Source organism: Kitasatospora mediocidica KCTC 9733 (assembly GCF_000744225.1).
GTDB classification, from domain to species: domain Bacteria; phylum Actinomycetota; class Actinomycetes; order Streptomycetales; family Streptomycetaceae; genus Kitasatospora; species Kitasatospora mediocidica.
This window is the reverse complement of the sequence record NZ_JQLN01000003.1, coordinates 360,678-382,060: the sequence shown is the minus strand read 5'-3', so window position 1 is coordinate 382,060 and position 21,383 is coordinate 360,678. Positions and strand designations below refer to the sequence as shown.

The 21,383-nt window shown below is 74.3% G+C and carries 17 protein-coding genes; 5 read left to right on the top strand and 12 right to left on the bottom strand.

What is annotated here, in order from left to right:
* Window positions 1-185: 185 nt before the first annotated feature.
* Window positions 186-1,136, bottom strand: a complete 951-nt coding sequence (locus tag BS80_RS37490; protein ID WP_157535996.1) for a hypothetical protein — start codon at window positions 1,134-1,136, stop codon at window positions 186-188.
* Between the two features lie 252 nt (window positions 1,137-1,388).
* Here BS80_RS37490 and BS80_RS07090 point away from each other — a divergent pair, with 252 nt between their 5' ends.
* Window positions 1,389-2,675: a glycoside hydrolase family 26 protein gene (locus BS80_RS07090; protein WP_157535993.1), complete on the top strand. Its 1,287-nt coding sequence runs from the start codon at window positions 1,389-1,391 to the stop codon at window positions 2,673-2,675.
* Here BS80_RS07090 and BS80_RS07085 read toward each other — a convergent pair.
* The 8 genes from BS80_RS07085 to BS80_RS07045 form a co-directional block, all read right to left on the bottom strand.
* Entirely contained in the window at window positions 2,656-3,813 is a 1,158-nt protein-coding gene (locus BS80_RS07085; RefSeq protein WP_051966244.1) for a GNAT family N-acetyltransferase, read from the bottom strand. The two genes, BS80_RS07090 and BS80_RS07085, sit on opposite strands and share 20 nt — an antisense overlap.
* Window positions 3,810-4,508: a YveK family protein gene (locus BS80_RS07080; protein WP_051966242.1), complete on the bottom strand. Its 699-nt coding sequence runs from the start codon at window positions 4,506-4,508 to the stop codon at window positions 3,810-3,812. The genes BS80_RS07085 and BS80_RS07080 overlap by 4 nt, the downstream gene beginning before the upstream one ends.
* 3 nt (window positions 4,509-4,511) lie before the next feature.
* The gene (locus BS80_RS07075) at window positions 4,512-5,660 is read right to left on the bottom strand and encodes a glycosyltransferase (protein WP_035794344.1); all 1,149 of its coding nucleotides are present in this window, start codon (window positions 5,658-5,660) and stop codon (window positions 4,512-4,514) included.
* The gene (locus BS80_RS38515; RefSeq protein ID WP_063771916.1) at window positions 5,657-8,212 is read right to left on the bottom strand and encodes a lipid II flippase MurJ; all 2,556 of its coding nucleotides are present in this window, start codon (window positions 8,210-8,212) and stop codon (window positions 5,657-5,659) included. The genes BS80_RS07075 and BS80_RS38515 overlap by 4 nt, the downstream gene beginning before the upstream one ends.
* Window positions 8,209-9,531, bottom strand: a complete 1,323-nt coding sequence (locus tag BS80_RS40400; protein WP_051966240.1) for an O-antigen ligase family protein — start codon at window positions 9,529-9,531, stop codon at window positions 8,209-8,211. Before BS80_RS40400 ends, BS80_RS38515 begins: the two co-directional genes overlap by 4 nt.
* Window positions 9,532-9,537: 6 nt before the next feature.
* Window positions 9,538-11,046, bottom strand: coding sequence for a sugar transferase (locus tag BS80_RS40395; RefSeq protein ID WP_051966236.1), 1,509 nt, complete (start codon window positions 11,044-11,046; stop codon window positions 9,538-9,540).
* Window positions 11,047-11,417: 371 nt separating this feature from the next.
* Entirely contained in the window at window positions 11,418-12,572 is a 1,155-nt protein-coding gene (locus BS80_RS07050) for a glycosyltransferase family 4 protein (RefSeq protein ID WP_051966330.1), read from the bottom strand.
* A gap of 173 nt (window positions 12,573-12,745) precedes the next feature.
* On the bottom strand, window positions 12,746-13,207 hold the full coding sequence (locus BS80_RS07045; protein ID WP_035794339.1) for an SRPBCC family protein: 462 nt from the start codon (window positions 13,205-13,207) through the stop codon (window positions 12,746-12,748).
* Window positions 13,208-13,404: 197 nt separating this feature from the next.
* Between BS80_RS07045 and BS80_RS07040 the strand changes: the two genes are divergently transcribed.
* Together BS80_RS07040 and BS80_RS07035 are read left to right on the top strand one after the other, a co-directional pair.
* Window positions 13,405-14,358, top strand: a complete 954-nt coding sequence (locus BS80_RS07040) for a HipA family kinase (RefSeq protein ID WP_232246388.1) — start codon at window positions 13,405-13,407, stop codon at window positions 14,356-14,358.
* Window positions 14,359-14,371: 13 nt separating this feature from the next.
* Window positions 14,372-14,677: a hypothetical protein gene (locus BS80_RS07035; protein ID WP_157535987.1), complete on the top strand. Its 306-nt coding sequence runs from the start codon at window positions 14,372-14,374 to the stop codon at window positions 14,675-14,677.
* On the opposite strand, the gene BS80_RS07030 is transcribed toward BS80_RS07035, so the two are convergent.
* From BS80_RS07030 to BS80_RS07020, 3 genes are read right to left on the bottom strand one after another with little or no spacing between them, the layout of a single operon-like run.
* Window positions 14,656-15,171 carry a GNAT family N-acetyltransferase gene (locus BS80_RS07030; protein ID WP_232246387.1) on the bottom strand — a complete coding sequence of 172 codons (516 nt, stop codon included), beginning with the start codon at window positions 15,169-15,171 and terminating at the stop codon, window positions 14,656-14,658. The genes BS80_RS07035 and BS80_RS07030 overlap by 22 nt on opposite strands.
* 13 nt (window positions 15,172-15,184) lie before the next feature.
* The gene (locus BS80_RS07025; RefSeq protein ID WP_332262159.1) at window positions 15,185-16,405 is read right to left on the bottom strand and encodes an amidohydrolase family protein; all 1,221 of its coding nucleotides are present in this window, start codon (window positions 16,403-16,405) and stop codon (window positions 15,185-15,187) included.
* Between the two features lie 4 nt (window positions 16,406-16,409).
* The gene (locus tag BS80_RS07020) at window positions 16,410-17,885 is read right to left on the bottom strand and encodes a type I glutamate--ammonia ligase (RefSeq protein ID WP_232246386.1); all 1,476 of its coding nucleotides are present in this window, start codon (window positions 17,883-17,885) and stop codon (window positions 16,410-16,412) included.
* 437 nt (window positions 17,886-18,322) lie between these two features.
* Between BS80_RS07020 and BS80_RS07015 the strand changes: the two genes are divergently transcribed.
* A complete protein-coding gene (locus tag BS80_RS07015) occupies window positions 18,323-20,098 on the top strand; it encodes a 3-hydroxyacyl-CoA dehydrogenase family protein (protein ID WP_035794337.1) in 1,776 nt (591 codons plus the stop codon).
* Between the two features lie 176 nt (window positions 20,099-20,274).
* Window positions 20,275-21,156 carry a TetR family transcriptional regulator gene (locus BS80_RS07010; protein ID WP_035794335.1) on the top strand — a complete coding sequence of 294 codons (882 nt, stop codon included), beginning with the start codon at window positions 20,275-20,277 and terminating at the stop codon, window positions 21,154-21,156.
* Window positions 21,157-21,383 lie beyond the last annotated feature (227 nt).

Genomic DNA, 21,383 nt, shown 5'->3' with positions numbered 1-21,383 from the left:
GGACGGCGCTGGACGGTGCGACGGCGGCCGAACGGCCCGCACCGCACCGGCACGGACCGAAGAGCTCGCTGCCTACCGCCGCTAGTGCCCGCGGAGAACAGCCATGCGGCCCAGTCTACCGGGCCGCCCGCAGGTGCTCGAAGGGTTTCCGGCCACCCGGCGCCCAGCCCGGGCCGGGGCCGGTACTACCCCGCTGTCGCGAGTGGCTGAGCGGCGGCGGCGGTCGCGGGGCAGCCCGTCGGCGGCTTGAGGGCGGCGAACGGCTCGGCCGGGCTGTCGCAGGGGGTCTCGGGCGCACCCTGGTCGGTGTCGAAGATCCGGGTGCCGGCCAGCGGGCCGTCGTCGATCTTGACCAGGTGGCCGTTGAGCGCGGTCAGCTGGACCTTCGGTCCGGCGTTCAGCTGCCAGCCGTGGCCGTCCAGCTTGAAACCGGTGATGCCGCCCGGCAGCAGGTGACCGGAGCTGTTCGTCCCGGTGCAGGTGCGCGGGACCAGCACGGCGCTGTCGGTCTGGACGGCGCGCAGCGGGTCGAAGAGGCAGCCGAAGAGCGGGCGGAAGTTGAACCGCAGGTCGCCGTCGCGGTCGCGGAAGCCCATGGTCAGACCCGGTGTGGTGACCTGCACCCAGGCCTCGGGCGCGGTGACGGTCTGCAGCGCGGCGGCGGCCCGCTCCAGCTGGAGCTGCTTGCGCTGGGCATCGGTGCGCTGGTCGGCACCGGGCTCACCGTCGCCGCGCAGCCACTCGGCCAGGCCGGGTACGGCACGGTGCCAGCGGACCTGGTGGTCGCTGGTCTGGACCGAGGTGACCATGCCGTCGTCCCAGACCACGATCGCGCTGCCGCCGAGCACCGACAGGTGCAGCGCGGTCGCGCCGTCGCGCTGGTAGGTCCAGAGCAGTGCGCCGCTGGTGCGGTCGTACGCCTCCAGGCCGGGGCCGACCCGGAGGTCCAGCGTGGGCGCTCCGTCCGACTGGGCGCCCACCGGGCTGGCCTGCGCCTGGCCGGGCGCGGAGACCTGGTCGCCGAACGGGACCGGGCGGTTGGCGTGGGCGGCAGCGCCCGCGCCGAGCACCAGGAGCACGGCCATGGCGGGCAGGGCGGATCGGGGCGTGAGGGTACGTAGCGGCTTCCAGGACACCTCGGGAGGGTACCTGGCGAGAGCTGGAGCGTCAGCATGGCGGGGCCGTCTACCCACGTTCCGGACAGATAACCGGACATTCAGACAGCAGTGCGCCTCGATCACCGAGCGTCAGATTGCACGCCGAATTCGGCCATACTCGCCGTACTTGTCCCCTTTAGGGTGACATTCGGCTTTTCTGACGGCTCGTAGGCTTACTGTCGGTGATGCAGGCGTGCTCGGACCGCCTCGCGAAGCCCCCGAGGAGAGAGCATGCGAATCGGCCGCCCGGCCCTGGCCGCCTCCACCCTGCTGCTGCTCATCACCGCGGGCGTCTCCACCGGCGGCCCGCTGCCCACCGCCGACCGACTGCCCGGCCTCTCCTCCGACTCCTCCGACAGCGCCGCGCGCCCGCGCGGGGCCGCGCCCAAGCCGCCCGTCCAGCGCCCCGCGCACGAGGTGCCGTTCGGCGCCTTCGTCGGCTCCTGGGACACCTACATCCCGCAGATCGCCCAGCTGGCCACCTGGCTGAACGGCGCCAACCTCCAGGTCGGCCACACCTACCTGGCCGGAAACAGCTGGAACGACGTCGAGGGCGACACCAAGGTGCTGGCGCTCTGGTCGCAGTGGCGACAGGCCGACCCCTCCCGGATCCTGGTGCTCAACGTCCCGATGCTGGCGCCCAACGAGCCGGCCGTCCAGGACGGCGACCAGGTCTCCCGGCTGCTCAAGCAGGGCGCGCGCGGGGCCTACGACCAGCACTTCCTCAAGCTGGCCAGAAAGCTGGTCGCGCTCGGCGGCGGCGACACCGTGCTGGTGCCCGGGTGGGAGATGAACGGCACCACCTACACCGGCCGATGCGAGCCGGACCCGGCGGCCTGGAAGGCCTACTGGCGGCGGATCGTCGGCGTGATGCGCTCGGTGCCCGGGCAGAAGTTCCGCTTCGACTTCGACCCCAACCGCGGCCTGGACGCGATCGCCTGGACCAAGTGCTACCCGGGCGACGACGTGGTCGACATCATCGGGATGGACAGCTACGACCAGCAGCCCGGCAACACCTTCGACGACTACGTGCGCGAGCCGTACGGGCTGCAGGACCAGGTCGAGTTCGCGGCCAAGCGCGGCAAGCCGGTCTCCTACCCGGAGTGGGGGCTGTGGCGGCACGGCGACAACCCGGACTTCGTACGGCGGATGGTCGACTGGACGCGCACCCACGACACCGCCTACCAGACGGTGACCGACTACTGCCCGCACGGCGTCTGGGAGTGCCGCAGCAACCCGCGCTCCAGCGCGGTCTACAAGAGCCTGCTGGCCGGGTCCAACGGAGCCGGCGAGCCGGCCTGCCCCGGACACGGCACGGACGGGCGCCCGGTCAGGCCGGTGCGGCCGAACCCGCGCTGCACGGCGCCGACGCCCACGGGCCCCGCGCCGTCGCCGTCCCCCTCGTCGTCGCCGTCGGCGATCCCGTCCGTCCCGCTGCCGGGCTGGCCCTCGGTGTGGCCGCCCGGCTGGCCCTCGGTCTGGCCGACCGGCTGGCCGGTCAGCGTCGCGCGCGGCTGACGCGGTCGAGCAGAGGCCGCAGCCGCTGGGCCGGGCCGCGCAGATGCGGGGCGGCGGCCGCCCGGGCCCGGACCCGGGTGAGCCGCAGGGTCAGCGCCACCGCGAACCAGCGGGGCCCGAGCAGCAGCCGGTGGTTGCGCTCGCGCTCCGGGCGCCAGCGCTCCTTGTACGGCTCCTCGCCGCGCATCAGGCTGAGTTCGGGGATCCCGGCCCGGACCGCCTCCTCCAGCGAGGTGCCGAAGAGCAGCCCGGCGATGTCCAGGCGCTCGCGCAGCCGTGGATGCGCGCCGTAGAGGTAGAGGCCGGCGAAGGACGGGCAGAGCAGCAGCAGGTCCACCGCCATCAGCTCGCCCTCCAGGTAGTAGCGGTAGACCACCGCCTGGCCGAGTTCGGCCAGACCCGCCGTGGACTCCCTGAGGTGCGCGGCGAACCGCTCGCTGACGTGTTCGGGGGTGACCGAGCGGCTCTCCCACTGCAGGGCGTGCAGGCCGAGCAGGTCGTCCATCGCCGCCGGGACCTCCGCCGCCGGGACCCGGCGGGACTCCACGCCGGCGTCCGCGAGCTTGCGTTGCTTGGCGCGGCTGCGCTGCGCGGTGCGGCCCGGCAGCCGGGCCAGCAGCTGTTCCATCGGCACGGCCGGGAGGTGCTGGCAGACCGAGTCGAGCAGCTGGTGGCGGCGGCCGCGCCAGTGCGCGTAGACCAGGTGGGCGGCCGATCCCGGCCGGACCTCGCGCAGGTCCAGGGCGTGCCAGGGGCGGTGCAGCGGCAGCGCGGCGGCCAGCTGGGCGGCGGCCTCGGCGGCGCAGGAGTCGTCGAGCAGCAGTTCGGTGTAGTCGATCAGCCGGCCGCCGAGCGCCGTGAAGGTCCCGGTGCGACCGCGTTGCAGGGCGGCCGCACCGACCAGCAGGCCGTCGCGGCGCACCAACAGGACGTACAGCGCGCCCGGGCGGCCGTAGGCGCGCCACCAGGACTGCTGCCAGGCCGCCGCCTGGAACGGGGTGGCGGTGCGGCAGCGGGCGGCGAGGCCCTCCCACTCGTCGGCGAGGTGGGCCAGCGCCAGGTCGTCGCGGCGGACCTCGGTGGTCCACCGCGCAGCGATCGTCCCGGCCCGGGTGACGGCCGGCGTGCTGGTGGTCACTTGGACCTCCCGGCCGCCACGGATTTCGGCTCCGGTGTGGCACGCGCGGCGGCGGGCTCGGGCTCGGGCTGCGGGACGGGTTCCGGGCTCGGGCCGGGGACGGCCGCGACCGGCTCGGCCGGCCGCTCCCCCGACGGCCCGGTCCGTCGCCGGGTCATCATCACCAGCGCGCCGACCAGCACGCCCGCGGCCCCGCCGACCGCCACGTCCAGCTGGCGGCTCGGGGTGGTCGGCGCGTCCGGATCGGCGGCCGGGGCCAGCGGGACCAGCTTGACGCCGGTCTCCTTGCTGTTGGCGTTCGCGAAGGTCACCAGTGACTTGGCCACCGCGTCGGCGGAGCGCACGGCGTCCTGCGGACGGGCGCCGCTGCCGTCGATCTCGATCACCGGCGCGTCCGGCGAGGTGGTGCCGTGCACCAGGCTCGCCAACTCGGCGCTGCTGCGCCCGGCGTCGGCCACCGCGCCGATCAGCACCTGCGGCTGGCCGGCCAGCCGGCCGTACGCCTGCGCGAAGTTGACCGCCAGCGCGCCGTCACCGCCGGTCTCCGGGACCACCACCACATAGGAGTTGGCCGAGTAGACCGGCGGCGAGAGCACCGCGTAGCCGGCGCCGGCCACCGCGCCGAGCGGCACGGCGATCGCCACCGGCCACCAGATGCGGGCCAGCTTGCGGGCACTGTTGCGTAGTTCTGACATCTCTCAGGACTCCCTCGGTCCGATCCGGACGGGCGTCTTCGCGCCGCGTCCCAACCGCTGGTACAGAACGGCCAGTTCGGCGGCCGTGCGGGCAATGTCGTAGTGCGCCACGGCGGGTGGCTGCGGCAGCGCGGTGCTGCGCCGGTTGCCGAGCGCGGAGAGCGCGGTGAGGTAGGACGCGGCGTCGGAGGGCACCTTGACCGCGCCCGGCGCGGCGTCCGCGGGCAGCTCGTCCAGCGCGGGGCAGGCGCTGTGGCAGACCGGCAGGCCGGCGGCCAGGCCCTCCAGCACCGCGAGTCCGAAGGTCTCCTCGACCGACGGCGCCGCCAGCACGTCCATCGCGGTCATCAGGTCGCGCACGTCGTCCCGTTCGCCCGTGCAGATCAACCGGTCGGCGACGCCGAGCCGGGCCGCCTGCCGCTCCAGGACGGTCCGTTCGGGCCCGTCCCCGACCAGCAGCAGCCTGGCGTCACGCTCGGCGGGCAGCGCGGCGAGCACCTCCACCAGCACCGAGAACCGCTTGCCGGGCACCAACCGCCCCACCGCGCCGAGCACCCAGGCCTCCGCCGGCACCCCGAGTGCGGCGCGGACAGTCTGCCGCAGCGCGGCGCGGGAGGCGGTGGGCAGCGCGTAGCGGGCGGCCTCGATGCCGTTCGGCACCAGGTGCACCCGCTGGCTGGGCACCCCCCAGGCGGCGAGCGTCGCGGCGACCTGCCCGGAGACCGCGACGGTGCTGCCGCCGAGCCGTTCGGCCGCCAGGTAGAGCGACTTGACGCCGACCCCGACCGGCCGGCCCTCGATGGTTCCGGCGTGCAGCGAGTGTTCGGTGGCGAGGACCGTGCGCACCCCGGCCAGCCGGGCCGCCAGCCGTCCGTAGAGCCCGGCGCGGTAGAGGTGGGTGTGCACGATGTCGTACTGCCCGCGCCGGATCAGCCTGGTGAGCCGGGGCAGCACGGTCAGGTCGCGGTTGCCGCGCATCGCGAGGTCGTGCACGGGGACGCCCTCGGCGCGCAGCGCGTCGGCCACCGTGCCGGGGTTCGTCAGGGTGGCCACCTCGCTCTGGTAGCCCAGCGGCAGGTGCCGCAGGGTGAGCAGGAGTTGGCGCTCGGCGCCCCCCGCCGCCAGCCCGGTGATGATGTGCAGTACCTTCATCGCTCGAATCCCCTTCCGGCTCTGCGCAGTTCGGTCACCACGTCGCGCAGGCCGTGCCGGCCGCGTTTGGCGCGCAACCGCCAGGCGCCGTCCCGGTCGCCCACGTAGCAGCGCGGCAGGGCGAAGCGCCCCGCCAGCACGCTGTGGCCGATCGCCACCGCGTAGTCGTAGCCCGCCGCCGCGACCGCGCGGGTGGCGGGCTCGTCCACCGCGCCGTACGGGTAGCAGAAGCCGGTGACCGGTCCGCCGACCAACTCCTCCAAGGCCTCGCGACTGTGCTGGACCTCGGCGCGCAGCACCTGGGCCGGGACCCCGGGCAGCGCCCGGTGGCTCAGCCCGTGCGAGCCGATCTCCCAGCCGGAGGCGGCGAGTTCGCGCACCTGGTCGACGGTGAGCAGCTGCTTGCGCGGGCCCTTGACGTCCCAGCCGTTGTCGCCGCCGAGCCGGTCCGCGACGACGTACGCGGTGGCGGTGAAGCCGTAGCCGCGCAGCACCGGGACGACGTGCCGGGCGAAGTCCGCGTACCCGTCGTCGAAGGTCAGGCCGACCAGGCGGCCGGGCTCCCCGGCCGCCTGCGCGGCCAGCAGGTCGCGCATGCTGACGCCGCGCCAGCCGCGACTGGCCAGCCAACGCATCTGGGCGGCGAACCGCTCGGGACTGACCGTGAGGAGGTATGGATCGTCCTCCTCGTCGGCGACCGAGTGGTACATCAGGACCCAGGGCGCCCCGTACCGGCGTCCGGCGCTCTGCTGCGGCAGGCGCGGGTGGCTGAGTTCAGCGGCCATCGGGCAGTGTTCCTTCCTCCGGGAGGTCTCGGGAGCCGGCCTGGCGGACGGCGAACGGCACGGCGGCCGGCTCGGGGCCGGTCCCCGCGGGCCGGAACCGGCGCAGCGGGTCCAGCACCTCGCGGGCGCCGAGCAGCGCGCCGAGGCCGGCGTAGACCGCCAGCACCACCAGCCCCCGGCCGCGATCGACAGCACCGGCTGGGCGCTGACCCGGGCCGCGAGCGTCCCGGCCGCCGTCGCCCCCACGCCGGCCGCCAACAGCCGCGCCTGGCCGGCCAGCACCTGGCGCATCCGCAACGCGATGCCGCGCATCGGCAGCCCGCGCAGCAGCAGTGCGGCCGTGCTGGTGATGCCCGCCGCGTTGCCGGCCGCCAGGCCGAGCGCTCCGAACCGGGGCATCGCCAGCAGGCTGACCAGGGTGGTGACCACCAGGCCGACGGCCATCGAGGCGACCGGGTACCAGTCGAGCAGCTGACGCCCCCCGGCCTCCGGACGCGGGTCGTCGGCGCGGCGGACGGCCGGGCGCATCGAGAAGAACGGCCGCACCAGCACCCCGGTCAACGCCTGGGCCAGCAGGCCGAGGCTGTAGACCTGGATCACCTGCGCGGTGGCGGCGGTGTCCTCGGGGCTGAAGGCGCCGCGCTGGAAGAGCAGCGCGACCACGGCCGGCGCGCAGGCGATCAGGAAGGACGTGCCGACCAGGACCACGGCGGCCGCCTGGCCGAGGTCCTTCTCCACCCGGTCGCGGGCCGCCAGCAGATCGCCGGCCGCCAGCGCCCGGGCCACCAGCGGGAAGGTCACCGTGCAGATCAGGATCGCCGTGGTCATGGCGAGCTGGGAGACCTTGGTCGCGTAGTTGAGGTGCGAGATGGTGCCGGGCGGCAGCGCCGAGCCGAGATAGCGCTCGATGAAGACCTGCGACTGGCGGCTGAGCGTGAAGGCCGCCACCGGCAGCAGGGCGAGCGGGCTGAGCACCAGCGCCGGTACGGCCGGGCGCGCGCGACGGGCCGCGCCGGCCCGGGCGCGCGGACGGCCGGCCCGCAGCCGTCGGGCGAACGGCAGGACCAGCACCCCGGCCATCAGCAGGCTGCCGAAGGCCACCCCCAGGGCGGCGGCGCGCACCCCGAGCCGGCCGTGACCGAAGGTCAGGATGCTCAGGATGCCCAGGTTGTAGGCCACGTAGATGGCGGCGGGAGCGGTGAAGCGGTGGTGGGCGCGCAGCGCGGCGCCAAGGTAGCCGGCCACCCCAAACGGCAGGATCGTCACCGCGGTGATCCGGGTGCAGGTGATCGCGAGCGCCGGGTCGGCCAGCCCGGGTGCCAGCGTGTGCACCACGGCGGGTGACCAGAGCGCGGTGGCCCCGGACAGGGCACAGAGCACGGCCAGCAGCCAGGGCAGCGTGGCGGCGGTCAACTGCCGTACCGGGTCCGGCCCGTCGGGCTGCTCCTCGCGCAGCACCAGGGCCAGGCTGAAGGCCGGGACCATCAGGAACGCCATCGCGTCCTCGATCAGCAGCGGCGCGGCGGTCTCCGGGACGGTCCAGGAGACCAGGAACGCGTCGGTGCCCTCGTCCGCGCCGAAGAAGCGGGCCAGCAGCAGGTCGCGCAGCAGGCCGAGCGCCGAGCCGACCGCGCTGAGCACGGCGGTGACGCCGAAGGCGCGCGCCAGGAACGAGCCGGTGCGCCGCGCCTCGGGCGGCTCGGGCTGCTCGGCGCCGGTCTGCGGGACCGGGGTCGGTGGCGCGGTGACGGTCTGGTCGGTGGTCACAGCGCGCTGCCGTCCCGGTGGTTCGGCAGCGCCCACCAGGCCGCCACGCCCAGGATCACCGAGGTGAGCACGGTGGTGGTGCCCCCGATATCCGCGTACAGGAAGTCGACCAGCACCCAGCAGAGCAGCCCGACGGCGGCCGGTCCGGCCTCGCCCGGGCGGCGCAGGCAGCCCAGCAGCAGGGCGAGGAAGAGCCCGCCGTACGCGACCATGCCGAGCAGCCCCTGCTCGCTGAGCACCAGGAAGTACATGTTGTGCGGGGAGAGCAGCGGCTCGCGCTCGAAGCCGATCGTCGAGTCGGCCGCGTCGCTGGCCGAGGAGAGCCGCAACGGTGCGTGCGAGTCGCGCAGTTGGGCGAAGCTCTTGGGTCCGGCACCGGTCACCGGGTGGTCCGCCCAGATCGCCGCGGCGGTGGCCCAGAGGTCGTAGCGGTCACTGACCGAGTGGTCCTCGTTGCCGCCGGAGACCGAGCCGATGCTGCTGAGCCGCTCGGCGACCCCGCCGCCGCCCAGGCCCAGGCCACCGACCAGCACGACCGCCGCCGCCAGCCCGATCACCGCGCTGCGCACCGCGAGCCGGGCGTCGGCGCGCAGCAGCAGGACGGTGGCCGCCACGCCGGTGGCGATCCAGCTGCCCCGGCTGAAGGAGACCGCGAGCGGGAAGACCAGGAAGGCCGCCGCCGCGAACAGGGCGCGCCGCAGCGCCGGGCGGCGGCGCTCGGCCAGCGCCAGGGCCAGCGCCGCCAGCAGGCCGAAGCTGACCACCCCGGACATCGCCATCACGTCCAGCGCGCCGAACGTTCCGACCGCCCGGATCGGTTCGCCGGTGTAGGAGGCGCCGGTCCCGGTGAGGTACTGCTCGGCGCCCACCCCGCCCTCGATCAGCGCGGCCAGCACGAAGGCGCCGAGCACCAGGTGCAGGTCCCCGCGGTCGCGCAGCGAGCAGAGCACCGAGGCCGGCACCAGGACGAAGATCTGCACCAGCCGGACGAAACCGGTCAGGCTGGTGGACGGGTCGATCGAGGTCACCGTGGCGGCCGCGGCGGCGCAGACCACACCACAGAAGACCACGCAGGCCTGCCGGCTGAGGGCCATCGGTCGTCCGCGCAGCAGGTCCACGGCGATCAGGGCGACCAGGCCGAGCGAGGCCAGGTCGGCCGGGGTGATGTGGACCGCGGCGGTGACGTCCTTCTCACCGGTCGGCACGCAGACCAGCAGCACGGTGGCCGCGGCGAGCAGGCTGGGCCGGTCGAGCAGCAGTTGCCAGGGCCGTCGTAAGGCCGCACCGCGCGCGGCGGACCAGGGGAGGGCGATCGCCACCGGGTGTCAGCTCCCGTCCGGATGCAGCATCAGAGCGGCGGTGCGCAGCAGGATCTTGACGTCCTGCCAGAGGCTCCAGCTCTCGATGTAGCGGTTGTCGTAGCGGATCCGGTCCTCGATCGAGGTGTCCCCGCGCAGGCCGTTGACCTGCGCCAGGCCGGTGATGCCGACCGGGACCCGGTGGCGGTCGGCGTACTCGGGGTGGGCCTGGGCGAAGCGCATCACGAAGTACGGGCGCTCGGGGCGCGGGCCGACCAGGCTCATGTCGCCGCGCAGCACGTTCCACAGCTGGGGCAGCTCGTCCAGCGAACTGCGGCGCAGCAGGCGGCCGACCGGGCCCATCCGGTGGTCCTGGGAGATGCTCCAGCGGGTGGCCGACTCGTGCTCGTTGCTGGGGCGCAGGGTGCGGAACTTGAGGACGGTGAAGACCTTGCCGTCCAGTCCGGTGCGCTGCTGGCGGAAGAGCACGCCGGGGCCGGTGTCCCAGCGCACCGCGATCGCGCAGACCGCGAGCACGGGGGCGACGGCGAGCAGGCCGAGGCCCGCGGCGACGACGTCCAGCGCCCGCTTGGCGGCCCAGCCGGGGCGGCGCAGCGCCGGGCGGCCCAGCCGCAGGCACGGGAAGCCCCAGAGGTGGTCGGCGCAGCGCCGGACGGACGGCTCCAGCGAGCCGTACTCGCGCAGCGCCGGGACCAGCCAGACCTGGCAGCCGAGCCGGGTGGCCTCGCGCAGCGCGGCGGTGGTCTCCGCCTCGTCGGCGGCGCCGGCGGTGGCGAGCACGTGGCGGATGCCGTGCCGGCGGATCTCGCGTTCCAGCACCTCGCGGCCGCCGAGCACCGGCAGCGGCGAGTCGCCGGACAGCAGCACCGGATCGGGGTCCAGGTAGCCGACCGGGCGCATGCCGTACTCGCGGCGCTCGCGCAGGACCGCGGCCACCCGCTGGCCGAGCGGGCCGGCGCCGAGCACCAGGACGGGCACCGGACGGCGCCGGCGAACCCGGCGCAGCAGCCCGTACAGCACCGCCCGGCCGAGGCCCGCGGTGAGCAGCAGCACGCCGAGCAGGGCCAGCAGGCGCAGCGGGGTGGCCGGGCCGCAGGACGGCCAGTGGCCGGCCAGCGCGGCGGCCAGCGTGACGGCGAAGGCGAGCGCGACGGCGGCACGGCCGGCCAGCGCGGGCAGCTCGTCCAGCGCGGAGGGGGTCATCCGGATGCGGTAGAGGCCGCCGGCCAGGTTGAGCGGCAGCAGGACGGGGAGCACCGCGGCCGCGCCCGCCAGCGGGTGGGCCGGGTCCACCGCGCAGGCCGCGGCGGCGCCGCAGCCGGCCAGCGCGTCGACCACGAGCAGGCCGACCGGCAGCACGGAACGGGAGCGGAAGCCCCTGCGGTGCCGGCCGAGCGGCGGCGCGGACCGCGACTGGGCCGGCCGGGCGGGTCGGTCGAGGACCTCGGTCGTGGTCCGCCGTCCCCCGGCCGCGGACCGCCCGGGTCGCGGCACACTCTCGTGGTCAATGGTCATCAGCGCACGAACTCCCCTGCTGTGTGCCCCTGGCGTCGGGTTCCCGGCTCCGGTTGCCCGGCACCGAGATCCCGGTCCATGGGCGCGGTCCGGGTAGCACCTGCTACCGCGCGGACGGCTCTCGATCAGATGTGCACAAGGGCTTGGTCGAGGATCTCGCACAATACGAATGAAGCAGGCAATATCAGACATTACCGAACGCTGGCTAAAATTCCGGAAGTTGACTTGCCATTTCATTCCACCCGCCCATTAATAGGAATTTCCGACTTGTCGATGCGAATGGCCATGCGACACGGGGGAAGCATTCCTGTGGCGGCGGTGATTCTCACGACAGGCAGTCCCATGGCGGGCACTCACTGCCTGAGAAACGATCAGATCCCCGCGGGGACACGGGGAGTCCTACGCCCGCCGGTGATCAACTCGTGGTAGAGCTCCTGGTACAACTCGGACACCCGCCCGACAACCGAGCGCACGTCATGCCGCTCGGTCACCCACCCGCGCGCCTCGGCTCCCCGGCGCCCGCACTCCAGCGGATCGGCCAGCGCCCGGGCCAGCGCGTCGGTCAGCGCGGCCGGGTCCTGCGGTGGGAGGAGGCTGTCGGCGCGGTGTGCCTCGGGCAGTTGTTCGCGGGCGCCGGGCACGTCGGTCAACAGGACCGGACGGGCCATCGCCATCGCCTCCAGCGGCGCCAGCGCCATGCCCTCCCAGCGTGAGGGCAGCACCACCAGATCGGCTGCCGCCAGCCACGGCCTCGGGTCGGCCACGTCGCCGGCCAGCCGGACCCGGTACGGCTCCGGCAGCGCGCGGGCCTGGGCGGCCAGCGCCTGCGCGTCCGGGCCGCCGCCGACCAGCGCCAGCCGGGCGGTCGGCACCCGGCGCAGCACCGCGGGCCAGGCGGCGAGCAGCACGTCCTGGCCCTTCTGCCGACAGAGCCGCCCGACGCAGACCGCCAACGGCTCCGAGAGGTCCAGGCCGAGCGAGAGCCGGGCGGCGCGGCGCTCGGCCGGCGCGTAGTGGCGCAGGTCGACGCCGTTGGGAACGACCGCCCAGCGGGCGTCGATCCCGACCGCCTCACCGTCCAGCCGCTCCTGCTCGCTGACGCAGAGCAGCGCGGCGGTCCACCGGGTCGCGTACCGCTCCCAGCGGCAGCTGGCGGTGGCGAGGGCGCCGGTGGCGGCCGCGAAGGACCAGGCGTGCGGCTGGAAGACCGTGGGCAGCCGGCCGCGCACCGCCAGCCGGCCGGCCAGGCCGGCCTTGGCGCTGTGCAGGTGGACCAGATCGGGGGCGGCCGACTTCAGCAGCCTGCGCAGGCGGTGGACCTCGGCGGGGACCGTCCGGCCGGGCGAGCGGTGGGCCGGCCAGTCCAGCACCTCGGCACCGGCCGCGGCCGCCTCCGGGCCGAGCCGCCCGCCGGGCGGGCAGGCCACCAGCACCCGGTGCCCAGCGGCGCGCTGGCCGCGGACCAGATCGGTGACCACGCGGGCCACGCCGCCGTCGACGGGCTGGGAAACATGAAGGATCGTCAGATGCACGGCCGCGAGCCTAGGGTGGGGCGCGGCGGGTGTTCGCCCGGCGTCACCCGCCCGGGGACGGGGTCCACCCGTACGGCTGGCGGCTCGTACGAGTGTCCCGTGCGACGGTCGGGTGATCGTTACTTCGGGTGGTCGTTACGTCGGGTGGTCGTTACTTCGGGTGGCCGTTACTTCGAGGTGGCGGCCAGGTTCTCGGCCAGCTTGGCGAGGACCTCGTCGTGGATGCGGTTGAGGCCCTTGGGGGCGAAGGTCCGCTCGAAGAAGCCGCCGATGCCGCCGGCGCCCTGCCAGGTCGTCTCGATCTGGACCTTGGTCTGACCCGCACCCGCCTGGGCGTCCTGGCTGACCGTCCAGGTGATCACCATCGAGGAGTTGGCGTCGGTCTCCACCAGCTTGCCCGCGCTCGGGGCGCTGACGGTGAAGAGGCAGTCGCGGACCCGCTTCTCGGTGGCCTGCAGCTTCCAGTGCACCTGGGTGCCGGCCCCGAAGCCGCCGGCCCGCACCTCGTACTCGCTGTACTGCGCGGGCAGCAGCTTCGGGCGCACCACCTTGTAGTCGGCGAGGGCCTCGTACACCTGCTCGGGGGTGGCGGGGTAGGTCCGCTCGGTGCTGGCGTAGACCTGGGCCATGGCTGCTCGTCTCCTTGTGTGATCGCTGGGCGCGTTTGTGATCACTGCTCTCGCATGCAATCACCGCTCTTGCCGGTGACCGATGCTCTCGCAGATGACCAGCGCTCTCACATGTGACCGGTGCTCTCGCATGTGAGCGCTGCGCGTGATGACGGCCAGCCAATCACATGCCACAGGGTCGGTTTAGGGTGGCCGGTGTGCTGAAACAGCTGAACCAGGTGAAGGCCCTGCGGTATGTGAACGCGCTACGTGCGGGCGGGTCGGTGCCCGGGATCGTCGAGACGGACGACCTGGGCACCTACGTCGTCAAGTTCACCGGCGCGGCGCAGGGTCGCAAGGCGCTGGTCGCCGAGGTGGTCGTCGGGGAGCTGGCGCGCCGCCTCGGGCTGCGGGTGCCCGAGCTGGTGCTCGTCGACTTCGACCCGGCGGTGGCCGCCCAGGAGGAGGACGCCGAGATCCAGGACCTCCTGCGGGCCAGCGCCGGGATCAACCTCGGGATGGACTACCTGCCGGGAGCCCGGGACTTCCGACCGGCGCCGACCGACGCGGTCCGGCCGCAACGGCCCGCGCAAACGCGCGCGCAACCGTCCACGCGCTCACCTGTGCAACCGCCCGCGCAGCCGGTCGAGATCGACCCGCTGGAAGCAGGCCGGGTGATCTGGCTCGACGCGCTGACGGCCAACGTCGACCGCACCCGCAGCAACCCCAACCTGATGGTCTGGCACCGCCGCCTCTGGCTGATCGACAACGGCGCCGCGCTGGTCTTCCACCACCGCTGGTCCGGCGCCGCGGACGCGGTGGCGAAGGCGTACGACTTCAGCGGCCACGCGCTCGGCGGCTACCACCCCGACGTCGCGGCGGCCGACGCCGAGTTGGCGCCCCTGGTGACGGAGCCCCTGCTCCGTGAGGTCCTCGCCCTGGTCCCCGACGCCTGGCTCGCCGACGAGCCCGGCTTCGCCGACGTGGACGCGCTGCGCGCGGCCTACGTCCAGCATCTGGCCGCCCGCGCGGCGCTCTCCCGCCACTGGCTACCGAGGGACTTCGCGACGGACGAGCAGCTGCGCGCCACCGAGGCCGCCCGCATCGCCAAGGCCCAGGCGGGCCGGCCGGCATGGCTGCAACACGTCCCGGACCTGCACGGCCCCAAGTGAGCGGCGCACCGGGGTGAACCGCGAGCTCACCCGGGCCCGCCGCGAGGCCGGCCGCCAGTGGCGTTGCGCAACGGTGACTATGGACGCGGGCGAGGCGGTCGTCCGGCTCCAACCGGTCGACCTCGCCCACCTGGTGGCCGACGTGGTCGCGCACTGCGAGGCACCGCGGTCGGTGACCGTCGAGAACGACAACGGCGCGGTGTTCACGCTGACGCTGCCACGGTCCGCGGCGGCCGAGAACGAGCAGGGCGAGGACGCGCACAACGAGGACGAGCAGAACAAGCGGGGCGAGGACGGCTACGGGAGGTCGACCTTGTAGATGATGAAACCGTGGTTCTTCGCGACCTGGTCGTAGAGCAGCCGCGCCCGCGAGTTGGTCTCGTGGGTCGACCAGTAGAGGCGCGAGCAGTCCTGCTCCCGGGCCCAGTCGGTCACCGCGCCGATCAGCGCACGGGCCACGCCCTTGCCGCGCGCCTCCGGTGCGGTGAACAGGTCCTGGAGGTAACACACGTCCGGCGCCGAGGTGTTGGCGTGCACCAGGAAGTGCGTGATGCCGACCAGGCGGCCGTCCAGCTTCGCCCCCATGGCGTGCATCCGGGTGTCCTCCTGGAAGGCGTCCCAGGCACGGTCGTACATGTGGTCGGGCAGGGTGCGCTCGTAGAACTCTATGTACGCGCGGAAGAGGACCTCCCACTGCGGACGGTCGGCCGGAACGAGCTTGGCGATGGTGATCACGTGCTTCCCTTCGTTGACGACGACAGGTCGAGCGAAGGTGATCATCCCAGACCGGTGCTCATCCAGGCTGGTACTCATCCAGGGCTGGTACTCACCCCAGGCCGTACAGGCGGCGGGCGTTGGCGAAGGAGAGGAGGCGGGTGAGGTGGGCGGCGTCGGCGGGCGCGCAGGCTCCGGCGCGCTGCCAGTCGCCCAGCAGAGTGGCGAGGGCGTGGCGGAACTGGGCCGCGCCGACCAGGTAGAGCTCGGGGAGGCCGTAGGCGTCGGTGGAGAAGAGCACCTTGCCGAACGGCGCGAGTTCGAGCAGCTCACCCAGCACGGTGACGGCGCGGGGGCCGGTATGGCTGAGGGTCAGGCCGGTGTCGGCGTACACGTGCGGGAACACCTGGGCCAGCCAGCCGACTTGGCGGTGGTAGGGGTAGCCGTGCAGCAGGACGAGGGGCACACCGGTGGGTTCGACGGCGCGGATGAAGGGGGTGAGCAGCGAGGGATCGGCCCGGTGCAGGGTGAGGTCCGGGTCGCCGAAGCCGGTGTGGAGTTGCAGCGGCAGGGGCAGGGCGCGCCGGGCGCAGAGGTCGACGGCGGTCCAGAGCAGGTGGCGCAGCAGGACGGGGTCGGCGAGTCGGCCGGCCGGTCCGGCGAGGAAGCCGGCCGCCGCCCGGACGGCTTCGGCGTCGCTCACCCGGTCGGCGGGGATGTCCAGGCCGTGGCGGTAGGCGAGGACGGACTTCACGGCGACGGCGTCGGCCTTCCGCAGGGCGGCGGCGAGCGCGTCCCGCAGGGCGGCCGGCCAGTCGGCCGCCCTCGGCGCGCGGGCGGCCAGCGCCTCGGCGACGTTCTCCAGCCGCACCACCTCGCGCACCCGGGCCCCGGCAAGGGACGCCAACTCGTCGGCGGGGAGCAGCGGCTGGCCTGATGCCTCGGTCAGGCCGGTGTCCACGAGCAGGGCCCGCAGGCCGGCCGCCGCGAGCAGCCGACGGGTCGACTCGGCAGGTCCGAGGGAGCGCCGCCGGGCCAGGTAGGCGGCGGGGTCGGCGTGCGCGGGCAGGCCGAGCGCGGGCGGGCACCAGCGGCGCAGCGCGAGGCCGAGCGCGCTGTCGAAGGGCGAGGTGCCGGGCGCGGGCGGACGGTCGGACTCGGTCAGCAGCGCGCCGAAGGCATCGTCGTCGAGGTCGGCAGCGACGACGCCGTGGCAGTGCTGGTCCAGCAACGGCACGGGCAGGGCGTCGGGAACGCGGACGCCGTCAGGCTCGCGGACGCTGTCAGGCTCGCGGACGCCGTAAGGCTCGGGGACGCTGTCAGGCTCGGGCACGGCGTCAGTAGCGCCAGCGGGTGGCGGCGGCGACCTCCTGGTCGGTGCGCCCGGCGAAGAGTTCGCACTCACCGCGGCGGACGGCGAGCACGGCTTCGTACAGCGGGTCGCCCAGTGCCTCGCGCAGCACGGCGCAGAGCTCGAAGGCCGCCACCGTCTCCTCCAGGCTGCCCGGCAGGCGCGACACCGCTCCGGCGGGTGCGGCGGCCGGGTCGTCGGCGACCTCGGGCGGCAGCGCGAGCCGGGCGTCCAGACCGGCCAGGCCGGCGGCGATCACCGCGCCGACGGCCAGATAGGGGTTGGCGGCGCCGTCGAAGCACTTGATCTCGGCATTGGCGGCGCCGGGCCCCTCGTCGGGCGGGCCGGGGATCAGCCGTAGGGCGGCCTCCCGGTTCTCCATCCCCCAGCACTGGTAGGCACCCGCCCAGCGCTGCGGCCGCAGCCGCAGGTAGCTGGCCACTCCGGGGGCGCCGAGCGCGAGCAGGGCGGGCAGCTCGGCGAGGACGCCGGCCAGGAAGGACTCCCCCTCGGCCGTCAGCCCGTAGCGGCCGGGGCCGCCCTGCGCGAGGTTGCGCTCGGCGCCCGTGCCGCCCTCGGACCCGCCGCTCCAGAGCGAGAGGTGGAGGTGTCCGCCGTTCCCGACCACGCCGGGCTCGACCGCGGGGGCGAAGGAGACCCGCAGGCCGTGCCGTCCGGACACCGCCCGGATGGTCTGGCGGACCAGCACCGTGGTGTCGGCGGCGCCGACCGGGCCGTCGGGGGCGAGCGAGACCTCGAACTGGCCGGGCGCGTACTCGGGATGCAGTTGCAGGACGGTCAGGCCCTGTTCGGCGAGGGCGCGCAGCAGATCGCGCAGGTAGTCGGAGAGGTCGGTGAGGCGGTGCATGCCGTACGCCGGGCCGTGCGTGGGGTAGCCGGGCGGCTCGTCGGGGGCGCCGGCCAGCGCGACCACCCACTCGATCTCGATGCCGGCCCGCAGGGTGAGGCCGCGCTGCCGGGCCGCCTCGGTCATCCGGCCGGCGAAGCGGCGCTGGCAGCCGGGGTGCGGGGTGCCGTCCTGGGCGAAGCGGTCGGCGGGGGCCCAGGCCCAGCCGGGCTGGGCGGCGAGCCGGACCAGCCGGTCGAGGTCCGGGATCAGCCGGAGGTCGCCGGCCGGACCGCCGATCAGGCGGCTGGTAGTGACGGAGTCGTCGACCAGGAAGACGTCGAAGCAGGGCGCTGCGCCGACGCCCCACGCGGCGGCGTGCTCCAGGCGGCGGACCGGGACGCTCTTCACCCGGGTCAGCCCGGCGTTGTCGACCCAGCTCAGGACGACGCCGTCGACGCCCTCCGCGCCGAGCCGGGCCGCGACGGCCCGGGCCCGGGCAGCCCGCTCGGCGCGGGCGGCGGCAGCGGCGGCAGCGGCGTCCGGGAGGGCCGCGGACCGGCCGGGCTGCGGCGGCTCGGCGGGGAACCCGGGTTCGACGAGAGTGGTGCTCACACGATCCATCCTCCTCGCGGCGGGCCCACCGCGGAACTCCCCGGACGAGTGTTCGTGCGGGCCGCAGATTGACCGTCCGACCCCCTTCCTACCTCCCGGTAACTTCGCTACAGTGACCGCACGCACCACCGCTGGGCTTCGGGAGCCGCACCAGCGGGGGCCATCCTCCACGAGGGTGTGCGGTGCGTACTTTTCCGGTTCCGGGCCGATCAAGGCCGCGGACCGCGACTCCTTCACCCTGAGCCCGACACCTGGGCTCACCTCGGGGTCTCACCCCTGAGCACGGCACCACGCCGCGGTACGGCCGGAGCGGACCGGCCTCGCGGACGCCTGCCACCCCCGTCACCCCTCCCGCCCGCGGGCGCGATCCCCTCCTCCCGGCGCGTCGCCGCGCCGGGAGCGCGTCCGTGGTGACCTCTGACTAGGAGTCAGGAAAAATGGAGCGACCCTTTCCCACCGTCGCCATCGTCGGCCTCGGCACCATGGGCGCCGGCATCGCCGTCGCCGTCGCCCGCAGCGGCCGCCGCGTGCTCGGCATCGAGGCCGACGGCGCGGCCGCGGACCGGGCGCTGGCCCGGATCCAGGAGGCCACCGCGCACGCCGTCGAGCGCGAGCGGCTCACCCCGCAGGAGCGCTCGGACCTGCTCGCGCTGATCACCGTCGGCGACCGGCTGGACGCCGCGGCCGCCGCCGACCTGGTGATCGAGGAGGTGCCCGAGCAGCTGGAGCTCAAGCGCGAGATCTTCGCCGAACTGGACCGGATCTGCCCGCCGCAGACCGTGCTCGCGACCGGCACCACCTCGCTCTCGGTGACCCGGATCGCCGCCGCGACCGGCCGCCCCGAGCGGGTGCTGGGCCTGCACTTCTTCAACCCGGTGCACGCGATGAAGCTGGTCGAGGTGGTCCGCACCGTCCTGACCGTCGCTCAGGTCGCCGACGAGGCAGCCGCGTTCGCCCGCGACCTGGGCAAGGAGCCGGTGGCGGCCGGCGACAAGGCCGGGTTCATCGTCAACGGCCTGCTGTTCGCGTACCTCAACCAGGCCGCCGCGATGTACGAGTCGCGCTACGCCACCCGCGAGGACATCGACGCGGCGATGCGGCTGGGCTGCGGGCTGCCGATGGGCCCGCTGGCGCTGCTCGACCTGATCGGGATCGACACCGCCCGTACCGTCCTGGAGGCGATGTACGAGCAGTCCAAGGACCGGCTGCACGCCCCCGCCCCGATCCTCGGCCAGCTGGTCGCGGCCGGGCTGCTGGGCCGCAAGACCGGCCGCGGCTTCTACTCCTACGAGGCCCCGGGCTCGTCCCGGACGGTCGCCGAGGCCGGCGCCCGGGGCGCGAGCGCGGTGGCCGGGCGCGAGGTGCGCAGCGTCGGGGTCTGCGGCTCGGGGACGATGGCCACCGGCATCGCCGAGGTCTTCGCCAAGGCGGGTTTCCCGGTGACGCTGGTCGCCCGCAGCCAGGAGAAGGCCGACCGGGCGAAGGGCCAGCTGACCCGCTCGCTGGACCGCTCGGTGGAGAAGGGTCGGCTGACGGCCGAGCAGCGGGACGCCGCGCTGGCCCTGGTCACGCCGTCCGGGCAGCTCGCCGACCTGGCCGGGGTGGACCTGGCGCTGGAGGCGGTGGCCGAGGACCTGGCGGTCAAGCGGGAGCTGTTCGCGAACCTGGACAAGATCTGCAAGCCGGGCGCGGTGCTGGCCACCACCACCTCCAGCCTGCCGGTGATCAGCTGCGCGACCGCGACCTCGCGCCCGCAGGACGTGATCGGCATGCACTTCTTCAACCCGGCGCCGGCCATGAAGCTGGTCGAGGTGGTCTCCACCGTGCTGACCTCGGCCGATGTCACGGCGACCGTGCTGGGCCTCTGTTCCACCGTGCGCAAGCACCCGGTGGAGTGCGGGGACCGGGCCGGCTTCATCGTGAACGCGCTGCTCTTCCCGTACCTGAACGACGCGGTGCGGATGCTGGAGGAGCACTACGCCACGGTCGACGACATCGACACCGCGATGAAGCTCGGCTGCGGCTACCCGATGGGCCCGTTCGAGCTGCTGGACGTGGTCGGCCTGGACGTCTCGCTGACCATCGAGCGGGTGCTGCACCAGGAGTTCCGCGAGCCGGGCCTCTCCGCCGCACCGCTGCTCGAACACCTCGTCGCGGCCGGCTGCCTGGGCCGCAAGACCGGTCGCGGCTTCCGCGACCACGCACGCCGATGATCGGCGGCGAGCCCAGGGTGCCGCTGCCGCCGGAGCCGGTCACCCGGCCGGCCTGGGGCGCCGGGGCGGTCTCCTCACGCTGGCCGCGCCCCGCGGTGAGCCCGGCGACCCCGCTGCGACAGGCGATGCCGACAAGGGCGGCAACCGGGACCGGCCGGGCGTGTAGCGTTCCGGGCATGGATCGGGATCAGTCCTCCACCGGGCAGGACACTGCACGCCCGGCCGCCGAACCGGGCCCCGGCAACCGCCGGGCCGCGGCCCAACGCCAGCAGATGCGCCAGGACCTGGCGGCAGCGGCGATGGAACTGTTCGCCACCCAGGGGTACGAGGAGACGACGGTCGATCAGATCGCCGCCGCCGCCGGCGTGGCCCGGCGGACCTTCTTCCGCTACTTCCGGTCCAAGGAGGAGGCGATCTTCCCGGACCACGACGACACCCTGGTCCGGGTGGCCGACCTGCTGGCCAGCTCGGCACCCGACGAGCACCCGCTCGACGTGGTCTGCCGCGGCATCAAGGAGGTGCTGCGGATGTACGCCTCCACTCCCGGCGTCTCGGTGGCCCGCTACCAGCTGATCCGCCAGGTGCCCACGCTGCGCGAGCGCGAGATCGCCGTGGTGGCCCGCTACGAGCGGCTCTTCACCCGCTACCTGCTCGGCCGCTTCGACGCGGCCGAGGACATCCCGCCGAGCTGGGAGCGCGGCGGGGACGACGACTCGATGCTCGCCGAGGTGTCGGCTGCGGCGGTGGTCGCGGCCCACAACCACGTGCTGCGGCGCTGGCTGCGGGCCGGCGGGCACGGGGACGTGGAGGCCCAGCTGGATCACTCGTTCGAGGTCATCCGGGGCACCTTCTGGGCGACCGCGCCGCACGGCGCGCGGCGCCGTGGCAGCACTGTGGCACCCGGTGCCAACGGGGAGCCGGCGACGGGCCACGAGCTGACAGCCACGAGCGCACTGAGTGCCACCCCGGGCGGTGAGGTGCTCATCACAGTCGCCCGCACCGATGCCCCGCTGGACATCGTGATGGACAGCATCAGAGCGGCCCTGAGCAGGTCGTAAGCGCAGTTCGCAGGCCCGTTCCGGTACGCCGGGGCGGGCCTTCGCGCTGTCCGGGGCGGAGTGTGAGGCGGGTCCCAAATTCGTGGCACCCAGTGTCTTTACGAGTGGCACAGGGTGCCAGTAGCTTGTTACTCACCAGTCGCGGCGCCGCGGCTCCCCACCTCGGCGCGCCGTAGTCAGGCGTCCCCACACCCCGGGGACGAGACCACCCACCCCGACCCTCAGCG